The organism is Fulvimarina uroteuthidis, from assembly GCF_034321785.1.
Lineage (GTDB): Bacteria > Pseudomonadota > Alphaproteobacteria > Rhizobiales > Rhizobiaceae > Fulvimarina > Fulvimarina uroteuthidis.
Genome location: NZ_JAXLPB010000003.1, coordinates 325,384 through 346,852 on the forward strand (window position 1 = coordinate 325,384; position 21,469 = coordinate 346,852).

The window sequence follows — 21,469 nt, forward strand, 5'->3', positions numbered from 1 at the left end:
CGCTCAGAGCGCGGACCGGATCGCCTCGGCATGGGCCTTCAGCGTGTCCTGATCGACCTCGCCCATCGCATGCTTCTTGCGCGCCACGCCTTCGTAGGAGGGGATCACGTGGAAATGCAGGTGGAACACGGTCTGGCCCGCCGCCTCTTCGTTGAACTGGATGATCTGGATTCCGTCGGCATCGAACGCCTTGCGGGCCGCGCGCGCGATCTTCGCGACCACCGGGATCGTCTTCGCCAACGCCTCGTCGGACGCATCCAGCAGGTTGCGGCTCGGCGCCTTCGGAATGATCAGGCAATGTCCCTTGGTCTCCGGCATGATGTCCATGATGACCATCGTATCGGCGTCCTCGTGGACCTTGATCGCCGGGATTTCCCCCCGGATCATTTTGGCGAAGATGTTGCTGTCGTCGTAGGCGGTCATGACTGTGTTCTCGTTGGCTCGTGGTGAGACATGTCGTGAGGAGGGGCGAGTTTCTTCCGCGCGTGGAGCAGGGCGGTCCTGCGGTTTCTATATCGAACCTTCGTTGCAAACGAAATCGGCTTTGAGTCTGCCCACGACGAAAACTACGGATCCCGAACCCCTGAAGGCGCCCCCGAAATCGATCCGCGGCCCCGTCTGTTCGCAATCTGTTCGCAGGATTCGCGACTTGGCCGGCTTTGTCGTCGAGCCGACATCGAACTGACATTCTGCTCTCGCGTCCCGACCGTATCGGCTCAGAGTGCTGAAGAGGGGGTTTGCGATGTTTCGCGTCATCGGGAAAATTACCGTCGGTTTCTGGCTGGTCGTGATCGCGATCGCGCTGCTGATCGGGGGGTGGGCCTTATATCTCAATGCAACCGGGAATATCGCGACCATCGTGGACGGCGTTGCCTATCGGTCGGCGACCCTGTCCCCGGAGCGGCTGGGCGATCTGATTGCCGACAAGAAGATCAGGAGCGTCCTCACGCTGCGGGGCGGCGAAGGGCTCGACTGGTACGATGCGCAGAAGACATTCCTCGCCGATCGTGGCATCACCTTTGCGGCGATCCCGATTTCGGCAACAGAGGTTCCCTCCGAAGAAACCTTGATGCATCTGGCGTTTGAACTCGCCGATCTGCCGAAACCGATCCTGATCCACTGCAAGGCCGGGGCCGATCGCGCGGGCTTGGCCTCTGCGATCTACCGGCTTGTGGTCGAGGGGGTGCCGAAGGACGAAGCCAGACGCATGCTCTCCTTCGCCTATGGCCATTTTCCCTGGTTCGGCAGCGAGACCCGCGCCATGGACCTGGCGTTCGACCGTTTCGCCAGCGATTGGAGCGCTTATCAGATGCGAATCGCGCGCTGGGAAGAGGCGGAGGGCTTCAAGCCCGCCTTCGTCAAGCTGGCGGAGACCGCATCGAGCCAGAGGGCTCGTGTCAAGGATGGCCTCGATCGCAGAAGCGCCGAATTGCTGCGGGTCGATGTCGCCTACGCGTCAACGGCTCGCGCCGCTTCTGCCAGCCAGCGTCCTCGCATCACCATCGTGCCCCGACAGGCGCGTTGACCGGCGGCGCTGCCGACCCGCAATCGCCGATCGATCGGCCTGTTGCGGACCTGCATCGATTCTTTGCACGACTGTCACACAGCCCGCTTACGCTTTTTTCGAATGGGCTGACCAGCTTTGCCAAGGTTCGATGCTCTTTTGTCTCGATTATCATGGAGCGCCAAATGTTCGTTCATGGAACGATCGTCTGTCTGTCCACCCTGCTGATCGCCCTGTCGGGAACGCAAGCGCGGGCCGAATATGTGATCTCGGCCTATGGCGGCTACAATTTCTCGTTCGACGGCGATGTGGATGTCGCGAACGGCCCATCGACGCGCCATTATGATGTTGAATGGGACGGCAAGAGCTTTGAGAAGGGCGCGCCCTTCTACGGTGTCCGCGGCACATGGTGGCTCAACGATTTCGGCAAGCCGGACCTCGGTGTCGCGATCGATTTTTCACACGCCAAGGTCGCGGCGGAACCGCTTCCGGCCGGCGTCGAGGTGCTCGAATTCACCGACGGCCTCAATCTTCTGACGCTGAACGCCCTGTATCGCTTCGAGACGGGCGGTCGCTTGACCCCTTATGTCGGGGCAGGGGCCGGCATCTCGATCCCCCATGTGGAATATCGCGAGACGGGCGGACCGGAGACCTTCGAATATCAGGTGACCGGACCTGCGATCCAGGGGCTGGCCGGCGTCGATGTCGCGGTGACCGATTCCCTATCGGTCTTCGGCGAATACAAACTCAGCTACACCTCGAACGATGCCGACCTCGTCAACGGCGGATCGTTGAAGACCGACATCTTCACCAATCAGCTGATCGTGGGCGCGAGTTTCAAGTTCGGACAGTGAAAAACACCCTTGCCGGCGCGGTCGCATCGGCGGCGGCTCAGGCCGCGATCTGCCTTCGTCGAGTTTGAGAGAGCCGGACGCGGAGGTTCCAGCAATCGCTGGCCGCCTCTCTTTTCAGCCTTTGCAGCGCGCATCCAGCGTCAACCACGAAGGCCGGGCGCGAAATGAACGGCTTTGCCGGGCGATAGGCCGTGGCCCTTTCGAAAAACCTGCAATTGGCCAGTAATCCGCGCGGCCCGGTCGGTCTTGCCCTTCATGGCCACCCTTCCGGTTCCAGCGCCCACCCACTCACCCCTTCTTGAACGGCGTGTGCTCTTCCAACAACTCGTTCATACGCTCCACCTCGTCCCGCTCGCCTTCCAGATAATCCGCGATGGCGGCGCGCAGGCCCTTGTGGCGGATATAGTGGGCGGAGTGGGTCGTCACCGGCTCGTAGCCGCGGGCGATCTTGTGCTGTCCCTGCGCGCCGGCCTCCACGACGCCGAGCCTGTGGCGGATCGCGAAGTCGATGGCCTGATGATAGCAGACCTCGAAATGCAGGAACGGATGCTCCTCGATGCAGCCCCAGTTGCGGCCGTAGAGCCGGTCGGCGCCGATGAAGTTGAGCGCGCCGGCGATGTAACGGCCCTCGCGCCTCGCCATGACGAGGAGGATGCGCTCGCTCATGCGCTCGGAGATCAGCGAGAAGAAGCGGCGGTTGAGATAGGGCCGGCCCCATTTGCGCTCGCCGGTGTCCATGTAGAACCGGTAGAAGGCGTCCCAGGCCGCCTCGTCGAGATCGCCGCCCGTCAGATGGACGATCTCGATATCGTTCTCGACGGCCTTGGCGCGCTCCTTGCGCAGATCCTTGCGCTTGCGCGAGGCGAGGGTGGCGAGAAAGTCCTCATAGGTGGCGTAGCCGCGATTGATGAAGTGGAACTGCTGGTCGGTCCGGTGCAGCCAGTCGGCGCTTTCCATCACGGCCAGATCCGCGTCGCGCAGGAAGGTCGCATGGGCGGACGACGCGTTGGTCTGATCGCAATAGGCCTCGATCCCCTGGATCAGCCCTGCGCGAAAGAGGTTGGCAAGGTCGCCGTGCCCGACGAGCAGGCGCGGACCGCCGGCCGGCGTGAACGGCACGGACAATTGGAGCTTGGGATAATAGCGCCCGCCCGCGCGCTGGAAGGCGTCCGCCCAGCCATAGTCGAACACGTATTCGCCCTGTGAGTGGGTCTTGGCATAGGCCGGCGCGATGCCGCGCACCGTGCCGGTCTCGTCTTCGAGCAGCAGATGCTGGGGATGCCAGCCCGTCCGCCCGCCCACGCATCCCGAATCCTCCAGCGCCGACAGGAAGGCGTGGCTGAGAAACGGATTGGAAGGCCCCGAGGCCGCATCCGGCGCCTCGGCGCGTGCCGCATCGTTTTCGGCCAGGCCATCCCAGATCGCGGACGGGACCGTGTGGATGTCGTCCGCGACGCGGAGGCTGAGGGACATGGCGTCTGTCGGTGCGGCTTCGGTCATGCGGACGAAGGTATGAAGCTCACGGCGGTGCGGCAAGCGCTTCCATTCGCCTCAGTCTCGGCCGCGGACGCGCTGCCGACGCTTCCTCGTCCGGTCGCGCACCGTCCTTGCCCGACATCACGGCTTTCGCGGGACCGTCCCGATCAAACCGGCTTCACCCGGCGCGCGAAGGCGTGAACCCCTCGAAGGTGATCTGGTCGCAATAAGCGAGCGCCCTGTGCGCCTCCTCGGCAGACCGGATCGTCCAGGAGAGCACCGGAATGCCATCCTGTCGCAGCGAACGGGTGAGGGCGTTCGGCAGATGGCGATGGTCATAGGAGACGAAATCGAGGCTGGCCGCGGCGAGCCGGCGATGCTCGGCGAGTTCGTCGTCCGACTGCCCCTCCGCCGTCAGGCCCACCGGCCGCTTCCCGAAGGTGTTCCTGCACGCGGTCACGAGGTGAGGCGCAAACGACATCAGCGCCGCGGCGCCTTCATAGCCCTCGAGATCGCGCGCGACGGCCGCCGCGAAGGTCGCGTCGGCGGCCGCGCTGCGGCCCTTCAACTCGATGAGGAGCGGCACGCGGCCACCGACGAGGCGGAGGAACTCGGCCAGCGTCGGAACCGGCTCGCCGCCGATCAGGCGCAAGGCGCCGATGGCGGCCGCGTCGAGCGCTCTGACATCGCCGCCGGCTCCCGTCAGCCGCGCCAGCTCGTCGTCGTGGAAGACGAACGGCACGCCGTCGGACGACAGCTGGAGATCGCATTCGATCCCGTAGCCGCCCGCGATCGCAAGGCGCGCGGCCGCGAGCGAATTCTCCGGCACCTGGTCGTTGCCGTCATGAAGCCCGCGATGGGCGAAGGGCTTTGCCGTGAGCCAGGCCGGAGCGTTCGCCATGCTTATGCCAGCTCGAACAGGGCTTCGATCTCGACCGCCGCGTCGAGCGGAAGGCTCGGCACGCCGACGGCCGAGCGCGAATGGTGGCCGAGCTCGCCGAGGATCTCGACGAGAAAGTCCGACGCGCCATTGGCGACCGTGTGCTGCTCGACGAAAGACGGCTCGCTCGCGACGAAGACGGTGAGCTTCAGGAGCCGGCCGATCTTGTCGAAATCGCCGTTCACGGCGGCTTTCGCCTGGGCGAGGATGTTGATCGCGCACAGCTTTGCGGCGCGCTGGCCGTCATCGAGCGAGACCGAACCGCCGAGCTTGCCGGTGACGGCGAGCGCGCCGTTTTCCATCGGCAGCTGGCCGGAGGTCTGAATCAGTGAGCCGTAGCGGACATAGGAGACGTAGTTCGCCGCCGGGGCCGCCGCGGCCGGCAGGGTGATTCCGGCCTCTTCGAGCCGTGTTTCGATTTTATGAGCCATGACAAGCGCCTTCTTCTGTCGCATTGCACCGAACCCCTGTAAGGTCTTTCGCCAGGGGCCCGGTTGTTTCGTCTTCGAGGAGGCGTAACCGAAGCGCGTTTCCGGCGAAAGAGTGAAGACGAATGAAGAGACTGTGCGAGCGAGCGTCCTGCGTGCTTCTGGGCGTGTCGACAGCCATTGCGGGCCCCTCGGGCAGTGCCCTGAGCGCCGATCTCTTCACCCACCGCGCGGTCTACGATCTCGCACTCAGCGGTGAGCCGAGCGGCGATTTCGAGACGGTCGACGGGCGCATCGTGGTCGAGATGACGCGCGAGGCCTGCGATGCCTACCAGCTGGAATATCGCTTCGTCGCGCGCTTCGTCGGCAATCAGGAACTGATCGTCGTCGATCAGCGGATCGAGCTCGAAGAAGCGCTGGACGGTGCGAGGCTCGCCTTCTCGAACGTCTCGACGGTGGACGGACTTGCCGACCAGGCCTCGGTGGGCGAGGCCGTGACGGGGGAGGGCATGACGCGGGTCGCCTACGACAAGCCGGACGACAAGACGGTGGAGATTCCGGCCGCATCCTTCCCGATCGGCCATACGCGAAACCTCATCGATGCGGCAAAGCAGGGCGCGTTCGTCTACGAGGCGGAAATCTTCGACGGTGATCCGGAGGCCGAACGCCAGACCCGCTCGACCTCCATCATCTCCGACGTGAGCGCGGATCCCGGCGACGCGGGAGGCGCCGCCGATCCGGGCGAGGCGCGCGCAGAGGACGGGGCGGATGCATCGCCCGAGACGTCCGGGACGGCGCCACCGAAGCCCGGTGCGGCCGAACTCGCCGGTCTCGAGCGCTGGCGCGTCAGCGAATCCTACTATGACCGGGACGGCACGCCGGACGGCGGCCCCGACTTCTCGACGAGCTACACGCTCTACGAAAACGGCGTCTCCGACCAGCTCACGCTGAATTTCGAAGGTTACAGCCTCACCGGCTCGATGACCGAGTTCACGGCTCTCCAGGCCCCCGATTGCGGGCCTCCCGCTGTTGAAAACTAGGCCGTCAGAGCCCAGGTAGGCCGTGCGCCATAGCGGCATGCGACTTGCCTTATCGGGCTGGATGCTGTACCGGCGCGCTCATTCCACACACGGGAACGGATTTGAACGGCTTGCAGAAGCCGCTCCCTTCCACCGGTGGCGAACCCTTCGCTTGCTCCCGTGCTAGGTCAAACCGGAAAAGGCAAAGAAATGGCACTTCCAGAATATTCCATGCGCCAGCTGCTCGAGGCAGGCGTTCACTTCGGTCACCAGACTCATCGCTGGAACCCGAAAATGTCGCCGTACATCTTCGGTGCGCGCAACAATATCCACATTCTCGATCTGGCGCAGACGGTTCCGCTTCTGCACCGCGCCCTGCAGGCCGTGTCCGACACGGTCGCCCGCGGCGGCCGCGTGCTGTTCGTCGGCACCAAGCGCCAGGCTTCGGACATCATCGCGGATGCGGCGACCCGTTCGGCCCAGTACTATGTGAATGCCCGCTGGCTCGGCGGCATGATGACGAACTGGAAGACGATCTCCCATTCGATCCAGCGCCTTCGCAAGCTCGACGAGCTTCTGTCCGGCGAAGCCTCGGGCTTCACCAAGAAGGAACGCCTGACGCTGACCCGCGAGCGCGACAAGCTCGAGCGCGCTCTCGGCGGTATCCGCGACATGGGCGGCGTGCCCGACATGATGTTCATCATCGACACCAACAAGGAGTCGATCGCGATCGACGAAGCGCGCCGCTTGAAGATCCCGGTCGTCGCCATCGTCGATTCGAACTGTGATCCGGCTCGCGTCGACTATCCGATTCCGGGCAATGACGACGCCTCGCGCGCCATCGCGCTCTACTGCGACCTGATCGCCCGCGCCGCCGTCGACGGCATCGCGCGCCAGCAGGGCGACAGCGGCATGGACATCGGTTCCATGGAGGAGGCCCCGGTCGAGGTGCTCGACGAGGCCCCTGCCGACGAGGCGCCTGCCGAGGCATCCGCAGAGCAGCCGGCCGAAGCCCGCGCCAGCTGATCGCGGCAGGCACATGAACCAGGGCTCCCGTCCCGAGATGGACGGGGGCCAGGGTCGCTTCGCGCGGCCGGACAGACAGAGGCACATTTCCGGCGCACCCGTTCAACCGACGCGGTGCGTCATTCATATCGACACAAGGACTATGAGATGGCTATTTCCGCTTCCATGGTAAAAGAGCTGCGCGAGAAGACCGGCGCAGGCATGATGGACTGCAAGACCGCGCTGAACGAGAACAATGGCGATATGGAAGCAGCCATCGACTGGTTGCGCACCAAGGGTATCGCCAAGGCCGACAAGAAGTCCGGCCGGACCGCGGCCGAAGGCCTGATCGGCGTCGCGTCCGAAGCCGGCACGGCCGTCGTCGTCGAGCTCAACTCCGAGACCGACTTCGTTGCGCGTAACGACGAATTCCAGACGCTGGTGCGCACCATCGCCGGCGTCGCGCTGTCGACGGACGGCTCGCTCGAAGCCGTGTCCGGTGCAACCTATCCCGACGCCGGCAAGAGCGTTTCCGACACGATCAAGGACCGGATCGGCACGATCGGCGAGAACCTGCAGCTGCGTCGTACGGCTCAGCTCAGCGCCACCAACGGCGCGGTCGCGACCTACATCCACAATCAGGTCGCGGACGGCCTCGGCAAGCTCGGCGTCCTCGTTGCCATCGAGACCGATGGCGACAAGGAGAAGATGCTGGCGTTCGGCCGTCAGGTGGCGATGCATGTCGCGGCGACCAACCCGCTCGCTTTGTCGCCCGACCAGGTCGATGCGAGCGTCGCCGAGCGCGAGAAGGCGATCTTCTCCGATCAGGCACGCGAATCCGGCAAGCCCGAGAGCATCATCGAGAAGATGGTCGAGGGCCGCATGCGCAAGTTCTACGAGGAGGTCGCGCTGCTGAAGCAGGCATTCGTCCTGAACCCCGACCTCACCGTCGAAAAGGCGCTTGAGGCAGCGGCCAAGGACGCCGGCGGCACGGCGACGATCACCGGCTATGTCCGCTTCGCCCTCGGCGAGGGCGTCGAGCGCGAGGAAAGCGACTTCGCGGCGGAGGTTGCCGCAGCCGCCGGTCGCTGATTGCAAGATCGGCGAATTATCGTGAGTTCAAAGGGCGTCCGCTTCACAAGCGGGCGCCCTTAATGTATCGCAGGGACCGTTCCACCTCAGGGCGGAACCCGCGACAAGTGCGACCTAATCCAGGATGGATGATCGGTCCGGCTCCGCAGTGCGGCGCGCCGTTCCATTGCCATCGATCAAGCGAGTGAACCATGACCCCTGGCATCAGATATCGGCGGATCCTTCTGAAAGTATCCGGCGAGGCCCTGATGGGGGATCAGGGGTTCGGCATCGACGTGTCGGTGGCCGATCGGATCGCCGGCGACATCAGGGAAGCGCGGCAGCTCGGCGTCGATATCTCGGTCGTCGTGGGCGGCGGCAACATCTTCCGGGGCGTCGCCGTCGCCTCCAAGGGCGGCGACCGGGTGACCGGCGACCACATGGGCATGCTGGCGACGATCATCAACGCGCTTGCCCTGCGCACGTCCCTGGTGAAGCTGGGGGTCGACGCCGTGGTCCTGTCGGCGATCGCGATGCCGGAGATCTGCGAGAGCTTCTCGCAACTCAAGGCGCTTGCGCACCAGGCATCCGGCAAGGTCGTGATCTTCGCGGGTGGAACCGGAAATCCGTTCTTCACGACCGATTCCGCCGGTGCGCTGCGCGCCGCGGAAATGGGCGCCGCCGCGCTCTTCAAGGCGACCCAGGTGGACGGGATCTATTCGGAAGATCCGAAGAAGAACCCCAATGCCACGCGCTATGAAAAGCTGACCCATGACGACGTTCTGGGACGCGGCCTTGCGGTCATGGATGTCGCGGCCGTCGCGTTGACGCGCGAAAACAAGATTCCGATCGTCGTCTTCTCGATCCACGAGAAGGGCGAATTGGCGAGGATATTGTCCGGGACAGGACGTGCGACCGTCGTCAGCGACTGACGGTGGAAACGCGACCCCCGATCTGAAAAAAGCATGGGAGCGGCATGATGGCCGAATTTGATTTCAACGACCTGAAACGACGCATGGACGGAGCGATCCAGTCGTTCAAGAGCGATCTTGCGGGCCTTCGCACGGGACGGGCGTCTCCCAACCTGCTCGATCCGGTGATGGTCGACGCCTATGGTTCGCCGACGCCGATCAATCAGGTCGCCAACATATCCATCCCCGAGCCGCGCATGGTGTCCGTGACGGTGTGGGACAAGCAGATGGTGGGCAAGGTCGAGCGGGCGATCCGCGAGAGCAATCTCGGCCTCAATCCCATCACCGACGGCACCACGCTGCGCATCCCGCTTCCCGAACTGAACGAGCAGCGCCGTAAGGAGTTGGTGAAGGTTGCCCAGCAATATGCCGAGAGCGCCAAGGTCGCCGTTCGGCACGTTCGCCGCGATGCCATGGAGACCTTGAAGAAGATGGAGAAGGACGGCGATATCGGCCAGGACGACAACCGGCAGATGTCCGACCGTGTCCAGAAGATGACGGACGAGGCCGTGAGCGACATCGACCGCACGCTCGGCACCAAGGAACAAGAGATCATGCAGGTCTAGAAGGGCGCGGCGAGCACGAGGATCTGTTTATGGAAGAAGGGTCTGCCCCGGTGCGACATCCCCGACACATCGCCATCATCATGGACGGCAATGGACGCTGGGCGCGCGCTCGGGGTCTTCCGCGCAGCGTCGGTCACCGGCGCGGCGTGGAAGCCGTGCGGGCCACCGTGCGTGCCGCCGGCGAGCTCGGCGTGGAATATCTGACCCTGTTCGCCTTCTCCTCGGAAAACTGGCAGCGCCCGGCCGAAGAGGTGGACGAGCTGCTCGGTCTCCTGAAAATGTTCATCCGCCGGGATCTTGCCGATCTCCACAAGGAAGGCGTCAAGGTCCGCATCGTCGGGGCGCGGGACAATCTCGAGCCCGATATCCTGTCGCTTCTGGAAGAGGCGGAAAACCTGACCTGCCACAATGAGCGCCAGACGCTGATCGTCGCCTTCAACTATGGCGCGCGCGACGAGATCGCGAGAGCGGTGAAGCGGATCGCCACGAAGGTCGCCTGCGGCGAACTCGAGGCGAGTTCCCTCAATGACGAGGCGATCACCGCGCATCTCGACACTGCGGGCATTCCCGATCCGGACCTCATCATCCGCACGAGCGGCGAAATCCGCCTGTCCAATTTTCTCCTCTGGCAGGCAGCCTATTCCGAATTCGTCTTCGTGCCGATGAACTGGCCGGAGTTCGACAAGAGTGCGCTGGAAGGCGCGATCGACGAATATCGCTCGCGCGATCGCCGGTTCGGGGGTTTGTCCCGCGAAATCGCGTCCTAGTTCGATACGAATGGCAGATTTGCGCAACCGCCTCAGGGCGATGAAGAGCTGGGGCGACTTGAAGGCGCGGTTTCTTTCCGCGTTGCTTTTGGCGATCCTCGTCATCGCACTGACGATCCTCGGCGGGTTTCCCTTCCGGATCCTGTGCGCCGCCATCGGCGTGATCGTCTTCGACGAATGGTCGCGGATGACGAGATCCTCGCGCCGCGGCGGCGCCATCCACCCGTTCGCCAAACGCTGTCTCTATCTCACGCTTCTTCTTTTCGTCTTCGGGCTGAACGGACTTGCGCTCGGCGTGCTGGCGGCGGGCATGGCGTTCATCGCATTCGTCGATCGCTTCGAGAAGCGCGCCTACTGGACGCTCGGCGGCCTTTTCTATGCCGCGGTCGCATCCCTGCCGCTCGGCTTCTTGAGATCGGACGACTGGACCGGCCTGATCGCGCTGGGCTTCGTCACGGTCGTCGTCTGGGCGACGGACATCTTCGCCTATTTCACCGGACGCAGCCTCGGCGGGCCGAAGCTGATGCGCTCGGTCTCGCCCAACAAGACGATCTCCGGCGCGCTCGGCGGCCTCGTCGCCGGCGTCGTGTTCGCCGGTCTTTATCTCGCCGTGTTCGCGCCCGGCTTCAGCCTGGGGCTGCTGTTCCTCGCCTCCGGACTGTCGGTGCTCGGCCAGATCGGAGACCTTTTCGAATCCTGGATGAAGCGGCGTTTCGGGGTGAAGGATTCCGGCCGGATCATTCCCGGACATGGCGGCGTGATGGACCGGATCGACGCGCTCGTCTTCGCTGTCGCGGCGGCCTACTTGGTCGGCGCGTTCAACGGCGCGTTCTTCGAGCCGGCGCAAGGGCTGTTCGCGCGCTGACCAAGCCGGCATGATGTGCCCGGGTTCGTGGGCGGGCCGCGAAGCGGTCGGCCCGCTCGCCGACAGGCGTCTTGGGGCTCGCTCGTCCTCCGTTTGATCATCGCGGCGCCCGCCGAGCGATGCTTCCCTGCAACGTTTCGGCTTAATCGCCCGGTTCGGCGAACCGATCGCCATCATGGCGGCCAGTTTGAGGCATTAAAGGCCCTGATGGATATGCGTTCGTCGAGCCTCGTGCCCAGCGCCGGGCCCGGCGGATGCCGCGCGCGAGGGGTCGTCGATGGAAAGCGGATTTGGTTTCGGGAGCTTGTGGAGCGGCGGTCTCATCTACGTCCTCCCGTTCCTGTTCGTGTTGACGATCATCGTCTTCTTCCACGAACTCGGCCATTATCTCGTCGCGCGCTGGTGCGGCATCCGCTCACTGGCCTTCTCGGTCGGCTTCGGCCCCGAAATCATCGGTTTCAACGACAAGCATGGAACGCGCTGGAAGCTGAGCGCGATCCCGCTCGGTGGCTACGTCAAGTTCCTCGGTGACGAGAACGCCGCCTCGACTCCCGATCGCGGCGCCGTCGATCAGATGAGCGCGGAGGAGAAGCGGGAAGCCTTCCCGACCGCCTCGGTTTCGCGCCGCGCGGCCACGGTCGCTGCCGGACCGCTGGCCAACTTCATCCTCTCGATCGTCATCTTCGCCTGCGTCGCCTACGTCAACGGCCGGACGGTGGCCGATCCGATCGTGGCGAGCGTCGTCGAGGGTTCGCCTGCCGCCGCGGCGGGCTTTGCCGCCGGCGACCGGATCGTGTCGATGGACGGCGAGCCTGTCACCTACTTCTCCGATCTCCAGAACTATGTGACGGGCCACGGCGAACAGCCGATCACCGTGACCGTCGATCGCGGCGGGCGCGAGATCGATCTCGACGTCACCCCGAAGATCGAGGCGCGGGACGACGGATTCGGAAAGACCTACAATGTTCCGATCATCGGGCTCGTCGCGGATGCCGAATCCTCCTCGTTCCGGACCGAATCGCTCGGGCCCGTCGCGGCCGTCGGCTACGGCGTCGAACAGACCTGGTTCGTGACGACGCGGACCGTCGACTTCATCGGCCAGGTCATCACGGGCCGCCAGAGCGCCGATCAGATCGGCGGGCCGATTCGCATCGCCCAGGTCTCCGGCGAGGTCTCGAATTTCGGCATCGGCGCCCTTCTCAACCTCGCCGCTCTGCTCTCGGTCTCGATCGGGCTTTTGAACCTGTTGCCGATTCCCATGCTCGACGGCGGCCATCTCCTGTTCTACGCCTTCGAGGCGGTGCGGGGCCGTCCGCTCAGCGAGCAGGTTCAGGAGGTGGGTTTCCGGATCGGCCTGGCTTTGGTGATGATGCTGATGGTGTTCGCCTTCTGGAACGATCTGTCCGGGCTCGGCGGCGCCTGAACCCTGGGGGCGCGCGATGGTTACGATTGGTTCACCATGTTCGGAGGGCGCGTGACGGGAGAGCAACGCCATTTCCAAAACGTCAACGCAGTTGGGCGACATTGCTTGCGTGGTCGGGCGAAGTGGATACAACAAGCCCAACGTCCGGGTATGATGACCCATGGTCAAAGACGGGAAGGTATGTGAGCCTATGATGGCTGGAGAAAAAATCCTGCGTGCATCGCTTTCGGCAGCGAGCTCGACCGCAGTCCTCGCCCTGGCCATTGTCGCAATGCAGGCGGGATCGATCGCCAGCGCCGAGGCGGCGGTGGTCAATCGGATCGACGTGCGTGGCAACACGCGCGTCGAGGACAACACGATCCGCAGTTTCAGCCAGGTCCAGACCGGCACCAATCTTTCCGAAGCCGGCCAGGACGCGGTCGTCCAGCGCTTGTTCTCGACCGGGCTCTTCGCCGATGTTCGCGTCAGCCAGTCCGGGGGCACGCTGATCATCGAGGTCGACGAGAACGCGATCGTCAACCAGGTCCTGTTCCAGGGCAATTCCAAACTCAAGGACGAGCAGCTGACCCAGGCGGTCCAGACCAGCCCGCGCGGCGCCTACTCCAAGGCCCAGGTCGATGCCGACGTGGAGGCGATCCGCGAAGCCTATACCGGGATCGGGCGCAGCGATGCCCTCGTCAGCGCGCAGGTCCAGCAGGTCGGCCCTGGCCGCGTCAACGTGATCTACAACGTTCAGGAAGGCGACCGCACGAAGATCGCCCAGATCAGCTTCGTCGGGAACAGCTTCTATGGCGATTCGCGCCTGAAGCAGGTGATCGCGCTGCGCGAAAGCGGCATTCTCAGCTTCATCCAGCGCAACGACATCTATGCCGAAGAGCGTCTTCGCATGGACGAGGAAGCGCTCCGCAAATTCTATTACAATCGCGGCTTCGCCGATTTCCGGGTGATCTCCTCGAACGCGCAGCTCGATCCGAACGACAATACCTATTTCATCACCATCACGGTGGACGAGGGCGAGCGCTACACCTTCGGCGACGTCCGGATCGATTCGACCGTCGACGGCGTCGATGCCGAGGCGCTTTACAGCGAACTCGAGACCCGCTCCGGCGAGGTCTACAGCGCGGAAGACGTGGAAGAAACCCTGGTCAACCTGACTGACCGCCTGGCCGGCTCGGGCTTCGCCTTCGCCCAGGTGACGCCGCGCGGCAACCGCGATTTCGCCAGCCGCACGATCGGCGTCGACTATGTGATCGACCAGGGTCCGCGCGCCTATGTCGAGCGTCTCGAGATCCGAGGCAACGACAAGACCCGCGACTACGTCATCCGCCGCGAGTTCGACGTCTCGGAAGGCGACGCCTTCAACCAGGTTCTCGTCCAGCGTGCCAAGCAGCGCCTGGAAAATCTCGGATATTTCGAGTCCGTCAAGGTTTCGACCGCGCCCGGCAACGAGCCCGATCGCGTCATCGTCATCGTCGACGTCGTCGAGAAGCCGACGGGCGAACTGTCCCTCGGCGGCGGCTACACGACCGGCGGCGATTCGGAAGGGCCGGTCGCGGAGATCGGCGTGACCGAGCGAAACTTCCTCGGACGCGGCCAGTTCATCAAGGTCTCGGCCGGTTTCGGCACCGAGTCGCGGAACTACAATTTGTCGTTCACGGAGCCTTATTTCCTCGGCCAGCGCCTGGCGGTCGGCTTCGACGTCTATCGCTCCGAGACGACGTCGGGCGATTACGACACCCTGCGCACCGGCGGCGACATCCGCGTCGCGGCGCCGATCACCGAAAATCTCACCGCCCAGGTCGCCTACAACCTGAAGCAGGAGGAATTCGGCGACCAGATCGGCATCGATCTCCTGAACCCGGTGACCGGCGCTCGCTTCGAAGACGCCAACAACAACCCGATCCGCAGCACGTGCGGCGATCCGAACCCGTCGGCCTACTCGGCCGCTTTCGGCGGACCCGTGCTCGACCAGAACGGCAATGCGGCGACCGCGCCGCGCTTCACCGACAGCCCGATCATCAACGAAGCGATCTGCGACAGCCCGTACACGACATCGTCCGTCTCCTACGCGCTGGTCTACAACACGCTCGACAGCGCGACGCAGCCGCGGGAAGGCTTCCTTCTGCAGGCCGGCCAGGAATATGCGGGTCTGGGCGGCGACGCCGAATTCCTGAAGACGACGGCGAAGGGAAGCGCGTTCGCGCTCATCAACGACGAATATGACCTGATCGGATCGGTTTCGGCGTCCGGCGGCCACGTCACGTCGATCGGCGGCAACGAGCTTCGCGTGTTCGACAATTTCTTCAAGGGCAAGGATCTCGTTCGCGGCTTCGAATCGAAGGGTTTCGGTCCCCGTCAGAACGGCGTCTCGATCGGCGGCACGCAATTTGCCGGCGCTCAGGCCGAGGCAACGTTCCCGTTGCCTGTCATCTCGCGGGATCTCGGATTCCGCGGCGCGGTCTTTGCCGATGCCGGCACGCTCTGGGGCTCCGAGTTCGAGGGCCAGCGCAACGTCGTCGGAACGGACGCCACGCTGCGCGCCTCCGTCGGCGTCGGCCTCATCTGGGACTCGCCCTTCGGTCCGCTCCGGGTGAACTACGCCGAGCCGCTCGCCAAGGAAGATTTCGACGAGACCGAAGAGTTCTCGTTCGGTTTCTCCTCGCGCTTCTAGGCGGTTCCCCTATCGAATGTCCCAAGACGGCCGTTTCGCTTGGCGAAGCGGCCGTCTTCGTTTAGTGCTTGCAACAAAGCAGGGCGCCCCGGACGGGCTTCCGGCCTCGCTGCGTCCCGCCCTCGTGCGGGATGGTTCGGCAAGGCGCGAACGTCCGGCGTCACAGGTCAGGAGATTGGGAGGCATCATGGCTCCAGCCGTATTCTTCCCGCGCGGCCCCGGAAAGACGATCGCCGAGATCGCCGATCTGATTGGCGCAGACATCCGCAACGCACCGGATCGGGAGCGCCGGATGACCGGCATCGCGTCCCTCGACGAAGCCGGTCCCGACGACATCACCTTCTTCGACAATATCCGCTATGTGGAGGGCCTCGCATCGACCCAGGCGGGCTGCGTCATTCTCGGCCATCGATTCGGCTCGCACGCCGTTCCCGAGGGAACGGCGGCGCTCGTCGCCAGACGGGCCGACCATGCGTTCGCCAGCGTCGGCCGGACGCTGTTCCCGTCGGCGCTTGCGCCGGCATCCGTTCTGGGCGGGACCGGCATCTCGGACAGGGCCTTCGTCGATCCGGACGCGGAGCTCGAGGACGGCGTCACCGTCGAGGCCTTCGCCGTGATCGGTCCCGGCGTCGAGATCGGCGCGGGCACGATCGTCGCGGCGGGGGCGAAGATCGCCTCCGGATGCCGGATCGGCCGCGACTGCCGGATCGGCGCCAACGTGTCTCTGTCCCACACGCTGCTCGGCAACCGGGTTCTCATCCATCCGGGCGTCAGCTGCGGGCAGGACGGGTTCGGCTATGTCGCGGGACCTGCAGGGCTCGTCAAGTCGGTGCAGATCGGACGGGTCGTCATCCAGGACGATGTGGAGATCGGTGCCAACACGACGATCGACCGCGGCGCGATCCGCGACACGGTGATCGGCGAGGGCACCAAGATCGATAATCAGGTTCAGATCGCCCACAATGTGGTGATCGGTCGCCACTGCGTGATCGTCGGCCAGGTCGGACTTTCGGGAAGTTCGACGCTCGGCGACGGGGTCATGATCGGCGGGCAGTCGGGGGTCAATGGCCATGTGACGGTCGGCGACGGTGCCCAGATCGCCGCGGTCTCGACCGTCCAGGGAGACGTGCCGCCCGGCGCTCGCTGGGGCGGCGTGCCGGCCAAGCCGGTCAAGGAATGGTTCCGCGAAATCATGACGCTCACGGAATTGGCGAAAAAGCGACGATCAGCAGGAAAGAACGATGAGTGAAGCGCCCAAGGTGCTGGAGAGCGCCGATATTTTGAAGATCATGGAGGTGCTGCCGCATCGCTATCCGTTCCTGATGGTCGACCGGATCATCGAGATCGACCACGATCGCTCGGCGATCGGGGTCAAGAACGTGACAGCGAACGAGCCGCACTTCATGGGCCATTTTCCCGGCAACCCGGTGATGCCTGGCGTCCTCATCATCGAGGGCATGGCGCAGACGGCGGGCGCGATCTGCACCATCAGCAAGGGCGAGGCCAAGCCCTCGGTCGTCTATTTCATGACGATCGACAATGCCAAGTTCCGCAAGCCCGTGGTGCCGGGGGACCGCCTGGAATATCACGTGGTCCAATCGAAGAAGCGGGGCAATATCTGGAAGTTCGACTGCATCGCCAAGGTCGACGGCAACAAGGTCGCCGAAGCCACGGTCAGCGCCATGCTGGTTCCGCCGGTCGAGGCGGCATGAGCGAGACACGGGAGACGATCATCCATCCGTCCGCCGTCATCGAGGACGGCGCCGAGATCGGCGCGGGCTGCGAGATCGGCCCCTTCTGCCACATCGGTCCGCAGGTCCGCCTCGGCGCGGGCTCGCGCCTGCGGTCCCACGCCGTTCTGTGGGGCAATACCGAGATCGGCGAGAATGCGCAGATCTGGCCATTCGCGTCGATCGGTCACGCGCCGCAGCACCTGAAATATCGCGGCGAGGACACGCGGCTCGTCATCGGGCGCAACGCCCTGATCCGCGAGCACGTGACGATGAATCCCGGCACGATCCAGGGCCGTTCCGAAACCACGATCGGCAACGATTGCTCCTTCTTCACCGGAGCCCATGTCGCCCATGACTGCGTCGTGGGCAACAATGTGACGCTGATCAACAATGTCATGCTCGCCGGCCATTGCACCGTCGGCGACTTTGCCACCATCGCCGGCGGCTCCGGCATCCACCAGTTCACCCGTGTCGGCCATCACGCCTATATCGGCGGCATCGCGGCGGTCGAGGGCGACGTCATTCCCTTCGGCATGGTGCTCGGCAACCGCGCCTATCTGTCCGGTCTCAACGTGATCGGCATGAAGCGGGCGGGCTTCAACCGCGAGGCCGTGCGCAACGTCCGCCGCGCCTACCGCATGCTCTTCTCCTTCGACCAGACGTTCAAGGAGAACCTCGACGAGGTGACCCAGGAATTTCCCGAGGATCCGCTGGTGAACGACCTTCTCGGCTTCATCCGCTCGGGAGGCGATCGCTCGCTCTGCACGCCGCGTCACACGCCAGCCGGTTAGCCGACGATGGACGGATTTCCCAACGAGCGCGCCGTTACCGAGCGGATCGGCATCGTCGCCGGTGGCGGGTCCTTGCCGATGATCGTGGCGAAGGCCGCGCGCGAGCGCGGCATGGACCCGATCTTCGCGCGCTTTTCCGACGGCATCACGAACGGCTCGATCGAGGGTCCCTCGCGGGCGTTCACCTGGGGCGAGGTCGGCGATGCCATCGAATGGCTGAGGCGGGAGAAGGTCACCAAGCTCGTGATGTGCGGCACGATTTCGAGCCGACCCGACTTTCGCTCGGTCCTGCCGTCCTTGCGCACGCTCGCCAGCCTGCCGGCCATGTTCGCGATCACGCGGGGCGGGGATGATTCCATGCTTCGCAAGGGATCGCGCTTTCTCGAGGGCAAGGGGTTCGAGCTTCTGCCCGTGCAGGAGATCGCGCCGCGTCTTCTGGCGCCGGAAGGTCTCCTGACGAGCCGTGCGCCAAACGATGCGGAGCGCGCGGCGCTGCGGAAGGCGCATCGGGCGGCGGTCACTTTGGGCGCGCTCGATGCGGGGCAGGCGGTGGTCGCTTCCAACGAGCGGATCATCGCGATGGAGGGGATCGAGGGAACGCGCGACATGATGCAGCGGGTGGCCGAGCTTCGGGCCGTGCGCAAGATCGGCCGGGCCGAGAAACTGGCGCTCGTCAAGGCGCTGAAGCCCGGACAGGACCAGCGGTTCGATCTTCCCAGCATCGGCATCATGACCATCGAGGAGGCGGTTGCCGCCGGCATCACCTCGATCGGCGTTTCGGCCCTCGGCAGCCTGATCATCGGCTTCGAGGACGTTCTGGATGCCGCCAACCGGGCCGGCATCGCGCTGACCGGGCTTTCGACGAACGACGTTCAGGACGGGGCGCGGGCATGACGAAGATCGCCTTCATCGTCGGCGAGCCATCGGGCGACCGGATCGGCGCGGACCTCATCCTCCACCTCAGAGCCGCGCTCGGCGACGATCTCGACGTCTTCGGACTCGGCGGCGAGGAGATGGCGCGCCAGGGCCTCGTCAGCCTGTTCGATATCGAGGAGCTCTCGATCATCGGGGTGAGCGCTATCGTCGCACGGCTACCGCAACTCGTACGCCGCGTGTCGCAGACCGCGAAAGCCGTGATCGATGCCGCACCCGATGCGCTCGTCGTGATCGACAGCCCGACCTTCTCCCACCGGATCGCCAGGCGATTGCGCGCCGCGCGGCCGGATATCCCGATCGTCAACTACATTCCGCCCACCGTCTGGGCTTGGCGGGAAGAGCGGGCCGCGAAGATGCGGGCCTATGTGGACCAGGCGATCTGCACCTTTCCCTTCGAGCCCGAGGTCTATGCGCGGCTCGACGGACCGCCGGCGACCTATGTCGGCCATCCGATTCTTTCCGAGCCGCATCTGAAGCCGCTCCTGAACAGGTCGCTTGCCGGGAAGACGGCGAGCGCGTCGCCCCGTCTCCTGATCCTCCCGGGCTCCCGGCGAAGCGAAATCGACCGCCTGCTGGCCGATTTCGGAAAGACCTATGAGCGCCTTTGCCGGACGATGCCGGGCCTCGGCGCCACCATCCCGACGCTGGCGCGCCACCGCGCCCGCATCGAGACCGGGATCGCCGACTGGCCGGTGAAGCCGAAGGTGGTGACGGGCGAGGACGAGAAATGGGCGGCGTTCGCGAACGCCGACGCCGCGCTCGCCGCGTCCGGGACGGTCTCGCTGGAACTGGCGCTGGCGGGCGTCCCCATGGTGCTCGCCTACAAGCTCGATCCGATCGGCTATCGCCTGCGTCACCTGATGACGGCGTGGACGGCCGCCCTGCCGAATTTCATCGTCGGCCATCCGCTCGTGCCGGAGCATTTCCACGAGGTGGTGCGGCCCGAACTTCTCGCCCGGCGGCTCGAGCGCCTGCTGACCGACACGATCGAGCGCCGGGCACAGCTTCAGGGGTTCCAGGACATCCGCGAGAAGATGGCGATCGACAGGCCGCCCGGCGAGGCCGCGGCCGAGATCGTCTTGAGCGTGCTGAAGCGGGGCTGAACCCGCGAAGCAGGGCAGGGACGATGCCACGCCCCCGGCCCTTTGCCGCGGGGCCGATCAGGCTAGATGCGGCTTGACGGCGGCCAGTTCCGGATGCGCCGCGAAGAAGGCGTCCGTCCAGGCGCGAACTTTGGGGGCTTGGCTTGCCACCTTGCCCGCGAAGCGCAGGTCCATCCAGCCGACCAGAGCGGCGAGGGCGCAATAGGCCACGCTCGGATCCTCGTTCAGATCGTCGAGATGCGCCTCGAGCCATGCCAGGCCGCGTTCGGCCTTGGCCATCTGGCGCTCGGTCCAGGCCGCATGCCGCTTGTCTTCCGGGCGGAACCGCTCTTCGTAAAGACAAAGGATCAGCGCGTCCTTGACGCCGCTCGCCGCGGCTTCGAACGTGCGGGTCCTGGTGAAGGCATCGAGCGTCTGGGGAATGAGCTGATTGCCGCTCATCCGGTCGAGCATTTCGCAGATGACCGAACTGTCGAAGACCTGATCGCCGGTCTCGGTCGTCAGGACCGGGACCTTGCCGAGGGGATTGGCCGAAAGGAGGGTATCGGAAGGCTCCATCGTCTCGGCGGACACGAACTCCAGTTCGATACCGCAGAGGACCGCTGCCATTCTCACCTTCGCCACGAATGGCGAAGCGCTTGTGCCGAGTAGTCGCATCGAATTCTATCCTTCGCACCGTGCCGCTCTCGCAGCCACCGGAAGAACGGATAGGTCCGCACGCCGCCGACATGCAAGTCGATTCTGCGGCGCGCGTCGGAATTGGCGTTGGTCGGGAAGACCGGCGGGCGGAGCCGGCCTACTTCGACACGTAACCGTAGCCGGTGCGCGCTTCCGGCGGGAACCGGCGCAGCGACTGGCAATTGGCGCCGTAGACATGCCATTCGTCGAGGCCGAGAACGCAGCCTTCCGCCCGCCAGGCCTTGACCGGGTTGGCGCCGCCCAGGAAGCCGAGAAAGCTGCCGGCCGCCGCATATCCCATGGGATATTCGATGATGTAGTAGATCGTGCGGCGCTCGTGGTCGGAGATCAGGGCCGTTCCCTGGCACCAGCGGCGCTCGATCGGCTGGGGCGGCGGGATCTCGTCGGCGAGAATCTGCGGCTCATAGGCCTTTTCCTGAAGGTTCGAGAATTCGAGAATCTCGAGATCGGCTTCGAGGACGCGCGGCGCGCCGTATTCGAACTGATCTTCGACCTCGGCCAGCACGGCGGGATCGTCGCAGCGCGGAACCAGCTGGCCGGCGACGGGTGCCATTCCCTGCTGAAGGTCCGCCGCGGCCGCGGGACCTGCAAGCATGGTGGTCCCGATCGCTGTGGCGAGCATGATGGAGAGGAACTGGCGCATCGAC

22 protein-coding genes are annotated in these 21,469 nt (G+C 64.9%); 16 read left to right on the forward strand and 6 right to left on the reverse strand.

The window, feature by feature from the left end:
• Positions 1 to 3 precede the first annotated feature (3 nt).
• Positions 4 to 423, reverse strand: coding sequence for an HIT family protein (locus tag U0C82_RS11245; protein WP_322187203.1), 420 nt, complete (start codon positions 421 to 423; stop codon positions 4 to 6).
• Positions 424 to 742: 319 nt separating this feature from the next.
• On the opposite strand from U0C82_RS11245, the gene U0C82_RS11250 reads away from it, so the two are divergent.
• Both U0C82_RS11250 and U0C82_RS11255 read left to right on the forward strand, forming a co-directional pair.
• Entirely contained in the window at positions 743 to 1,525 is a 783-nt protein-coding gene (locus U0C82_RS11250; RefSeq protein WP_322187204.1) for a phosphatase domain-containing protein, read from the forward strand.
• A 164-nt stretch (positions 1,526 to 1,689) separates the two neighbouring features.
• Complete coding sequence (locus tag U0C82_RS11255) at positions 1,690 to 2,358, forward strand: outer membrane protein (protein WP_322187205.1); 669 nt, start codon at positions 1,690 to 1,692, stop codon at positions 2,356 to 2,358.
• 288 nt (positions 2,359 to 2,646) lie between these two features.
• Here U0C82_RS11255 and U0C82_RS11260 read toward each other — a convergent pair whose 3' ends face one another.
• The 3 genes from U0C82_RS11260 to U0C82_RS11270 all read right to left on the reverse strand — a co-directional run bounded on the left by U0C82_RS11260 (position 2,647) and on the right by U0C82_RS11270 (position 5,205).
• Positions 2,647 to 3,831, reverse strand: a complete 1,185-nt coding sequence (locus tag U0C82_RS11260) for a GNAT family N-acetyltransferase (RefSeq protein WP_322187207.1) — start codon at positions 3,829 to 3,831, stop codon at positions 2,647 to 2,649.
• Positions 3,832 to 4,012: 181 nt separating this feature from the next.
• Positions 4,013 to 4,735 (reverse strand): glycerophosphodiester phosphodiesterase family protein, encoded by a 723-nt coding sequence (locus U0C82_RS11265; RefSeq protein WP_322187208.1) that lies wholly within the window; start codon positions 4,733 to 4,735, stop codon positions 4,013 to 4,015.
• Positions 4,736 to 4,737: 2 nt separating this feature from the next.
• The gene (locus U0C82_RS11270) at positions 4,738 to 5,205 is read right to left on the reverse strand and encodes a RidA family protein (RefSeq protein WP_322187209.1); all 468 of its coding nucleotides are present in this window, start codon (positions 5,203 to 5,205) and stop codon (positions 4,738 to 4,740) included.
• A gap of 122 nt (positions 5,206 to 5,327) precedes the next feature.
• On the opposite strand from U0C82_RS11270, the gene U0C82_RS11275 reads away from it, so the two are divergent.
• The 14 genes from U0C82_RS11275 (at position 5,328) to lpxB (ending at position 20,123) form a co-directional block, all read left to right on the forward strand.
• A complete protein-coding gene (locus U0C82_RS11275; protein ID WP_322187210.1) occupies positions 5,328 to 6,242 on the forward strand; it encodes an EipB family protein in 915 nt (304 codons plus the stop codon).
• Between the two features lie 189 nt (positions 6,243 to 6,431).
• Positions 6,432 to 7,247, forward strand: a complete 816-nt coding sequence (gene rpsB, locus U0C82_RS11280; RefSeq protein ID WP_322187211.1) for a 30S ribosomal protein S2 — start codon at positions 6,432 to 6,434, stop codon at positions 7,245 to 7,247.
• A 147-nt stretch (positions 7,248 to 7,394) separates the two neighbouring features.
• Complete coding sequence (gene tsf, locus U0C82_RS11285) at positions 7,395 to 8,318, forward strand: translation elongation factor Ts (protein ID WP_322187212.1); 924 nt, start codon at positions 7,395 to 7,397, stop codon at positions 8,316 to 8,318.
• Between the two features lie 191 nt (positions 8,319 to 8,509).
• Positions 8,510 to 9,229, forward strand: coding sequence for a UMP kinase (gene pyrH, locus U0C82_RS11290; RefSeq protein ID WP_322187213.1), 720 nt, complete (start codon positions 8,510 to 8,512; stop codon positions 9,227 to 9,229).
• A 47-nt stretch (positions 9,230 to 9,276) separates the two neighbouring features.
• Positions 9,277 to 9,834, forward strand: coding sequence for a ribosome recycling factor (gene frr, locus U0C82_RS11295; RefSeq protein ID WP_322187214.1), 558 nt, complete (start codon positions 9,277 to 9,279; stop codon positions 9,832 to 9,834).
• Positions 9,835 to 9,863: 29 nt separating this feature from the next.
• The gene (locus tag U0C82_RS11300; protein WP_322187215.1) at positions 9,864 to 10,601 is read left to right on the forward strand and encodes an isoprenyl transferase; all 738 of its coding nucleotides are present in this window, start codon (positions 9,864 to 9,866) and stop codon (positions 10,599 to 10,601) included.
• A 10-nt stretch (positions 10,602 to 10,611) separates the two neighbouring features.
• Positions 10,612 to 11,466, forward strand: a complete 855-nt coding sequence (locus U0C82_RS11305) for a phosphatidate cytidylyltransferase (RefSeq protein ID WP_322187216.1) — start codon at positions 10,612 to 10,614, stop codon at positions 11,464 to 11,466.
• Positions 11,467 to 11,743: 277 nt separating this feature from the next.
• Complete coding sequence (rseP, locus tag U0C82_RS11310) at positions 11,744 to 12,889, forward strand: RIP metalloprotease RseP (protein ID WP_322187217.1); 1,146 nt, start codon at positions 11,744 to 11,746, stop codon at positions 12,887 to 12,889.
• 193 nt (positions 12,890 to 13,082) lie between these two features.
• Positions 13,083 to 15,560 carry an outer membrane protein assembly factor BamA gene (bamA, locus tag U0C82_RS11315; RefSeq protein WP_322187218.1) on the forward strand — a complete coding sequence of 826 codons (2,478 nt, stop codon included), beginning with the start codon at positions 13,083 to 13,085 and terminating at the stop codon, positions 15,558 to 15,560.
• A gap of 187 nt (positions 15,561 to 15,747) precedes the next feature.
• Positions 15,748 to 16,809: a UDP-3-O-(3-hydroxymyristoyl)glucosamine N-acyltransferase gene (lpxD, locus tag U0C82_RS11320; RefSeq protein ID WP_322187219.1), complete on the forward strand. Its 1,062-nt coding sequence runs from the start codon at positions 15,748 to 15,750 to the stop codon at positions 16,807 to 16,809.
• Entirely contained in the window at positions 16,802 to 17,272 is a 471-nt protein-coding gene (fabZ, locus tag U0C82_RS11325) for a 3-hydroxyacyl-ACP dehydratase FabZ (RefSeq protein ID WP_322187220.1), read from the forward strand. Before lpxD ends, fabZ begins: the two co-directional genes overlap by 8 nt.
• Positions 17,269 to 18,084 (forward strand): acyl-ACP--UDP-N-acetylglucosamine O-acyltransferase, encoded by an 816-nt coding sequence (gene lpxA, locus U0C82_RS11330; RefSeq protein ID WP_322187221.1) that lies wholly within the window; start codon positions 17,269 to 17,271, stop codon positions 18,082 to 18,084. Before fabZ ends, lpxA begins: the two co-directional genes overlap by 4 nt.
• A 6-nt stretch (positions 18,085 to 18,090) precedes the next feature.
• Positions 18,091 to 18,978, forward strand: coding sequence for an LpxI family protein (locus tag U0C82_RS11335; protein ID WP_322187222.1), 888 nt, complete (start codon positions 18,091 to 18,093; stop codon positions 18,976 to 18,978).
• A complete protein-coding gene (gene lpxB, locus U0C82_RS11340; RefSeq protein ID WP_322187223.1) occupies positions 18,975 to 20,123 on the forward strand; it encodes a lipid-A-disaccharide synthase in 1,149 nt (382 codons plus the stop codon). Before U0C82_RS11335 ends, lpxB begins: the two co-directional genes overlap by 4 nt.
• A 57-nt stretch (positions 20,124 to 20,180) precedes the next feature.
• On the opposite strand, the gene U0C82_RS11345 is transcribed toward lpxB, so the two are convergent.
• Entirely contained in the window at positions 20,181 to 20,780 is a 600-nt protein-coding gene (locus U0C82_RS11345; RefSeq protein ID WP_322187224.1) for a glutathione S-transferase N-terminal domain-containing protein, read from the reverse strand.
• Between the two features lie 139 nt (positions 20,781 to 20,919).
• The gene (locus U0C82_RS11350; RefSeq protein WP_322187225.1) at positions 20,920 to 21,465 is read right to left on the reverse strand and encodes a hypothetical protein; all 546 of its coding nucleotides are present in this window, start codon (positions 21,463 to 21,465) and stop codon (positions 20,920 to 20,922) included.
• Positions 21,466 to 21,469: the final 4 nt, after the last annotated feature.

Coding starts and splice junctions, on each gene's coding strand:
- U0C82_RS11245 (WP_322187203.1), bottom strand. CDS start 423: ATGACCGCCTACGACGACAGCAACATCTTCGCCAAAATGATCCGGGGG.
- U0C82_RS11250 (WP_322187204.1), top strand. CDS start 743: ATGTTTCGCGTCATCGGGAAAATTACCGTCGGTTTCTGGCTGGTCGTG.
- U0C82_RS11255 (WP_322187205.1), top strand. CDS start 1,690: ATGTTCGTTCATGGAACGATCGTCTGTCTGTCCACCCTGCTGATCGCC.
- U0C82_RS11260 (WP_322187207.1), bottom strand. CDS start 3,831: ATGTCCCTCAGCCTCCGCGTCGCGGACGACATCCACACGGTCCCGTCC.
- U0C82_RS11265 (WP_322187208.1), bottom strand. CDS start 4,735: ATGGCGAACGCTCCGGCCTGGCTCACGGCAAAGCCCTTCGCCCATCGC.
- U0C82_RS11270 (WP_322187209.1), bottom strand. CDS start 5,205: ATGGCTCATAAAATCGAAACACGGCTCGAAGAGGCCGGAATCACCCTG.
- U0C82_RS11275 (WP_322187210.1), top strand. CDS start 5,328: ATGAAGAGACTGTGCGAGCGAGCGTCCTGCGTGCTTCTGGGCGTGTCG.
- rpsB (WP_322187211.1), top strand. CDS start 6,432: ATGGCACTTCCAGAATATTCCATGCGCCAGCTGCTCGAGGCAGGCGTT.
- tsf (WP_322187212.1), top strand. CDS start 7,395: ATGGCTATTTCCGCTTCCATGGTAAAAGAGCTGCGCGAGAAGACCGGC.
- pyrH (WP_322187213.1), top strand. CDS start 8,510: ATGACCCCTGGCATCAGATATCGGCGGATCCTTCTGAAAGTATCCGGC.
- frr (WP_322187214.1), top strand. CDS start 9,277: ATGGCCGAATTTGATTTCAACGACCTGAAACGACGCATGGACGGAGCG.
- U0C82_RS11300 (WP_322187215.1), top strand. CDS start 9,864: ATGGAAGAAGGGTCTGCCCCGGTGCGACATCCCCGACACATCGCCATC.
- U0C82_RS11305 (WP_322187216.1), top strand. CDS start 10,612: ATGGCAGATTTGCGCAACCGCCTCAGGGCGATGAAGAGCTGGGGCGAC.
- rseP (WP_322187217.1), top strand. CDS start 11,744: ATGGAAAGCGGATTTGGTTTCGGGAGCTTGTGGAGCGGCGGTCTCATC.
- bamA (WP_322187218.1), top strand. CDS start 13,083: ATGGCTGGAGAAAAAATCCTGCGTGCATCGCTTTCGGCAGCGAGCTCG.
- lpxD (WP_322187219.1), top strand. CDS start 15,748: ATGGCTCCAGCCGTATTCTTCCCGCGCGGCCCCGGAAAGACGATCGCC.
- fabZ (WP_322187220.1), top strand. CDS start 16,802: ATGAGTGAAGCGCCCAAGGTGCTGGAGAGCGCCGATATTTTGAAGATC.
- lpxA (WP_322187221.1), top strand. CDS start 17,269: ATGAGCGAGACACGGGAGACGATCATCCATCCGTCCGCCGTCATCGAG.
- U0C82_RS11335 (WP_322187222.1), top strand. CDS start 18,091: ATGGACGGATTTCCCAACGAGCGCGCCGTTACCGAGCGGATCGGCATC.
- lpxB (WP_322187223.1), top strand. CDS start 18,975: ATGACGAAGATCGCCTTCATCGTCGGCGAGCCATCGGGCGACCGGATC.
- U0C82_RS11345 (WP_322187224.1), bottom strand. CDS start 20,780: ATGCGACTACTCGGCACAAGCGCTTCGCCATTCGTGGCGAAGGTGAGA.
- U0C82_RS11350 (WP_322187225.1), bottom strand. CDS start 21,465: ATGCGCCAGTTCCTCTCCATCATGCTCGCCACAGCGATCGGGACCACC.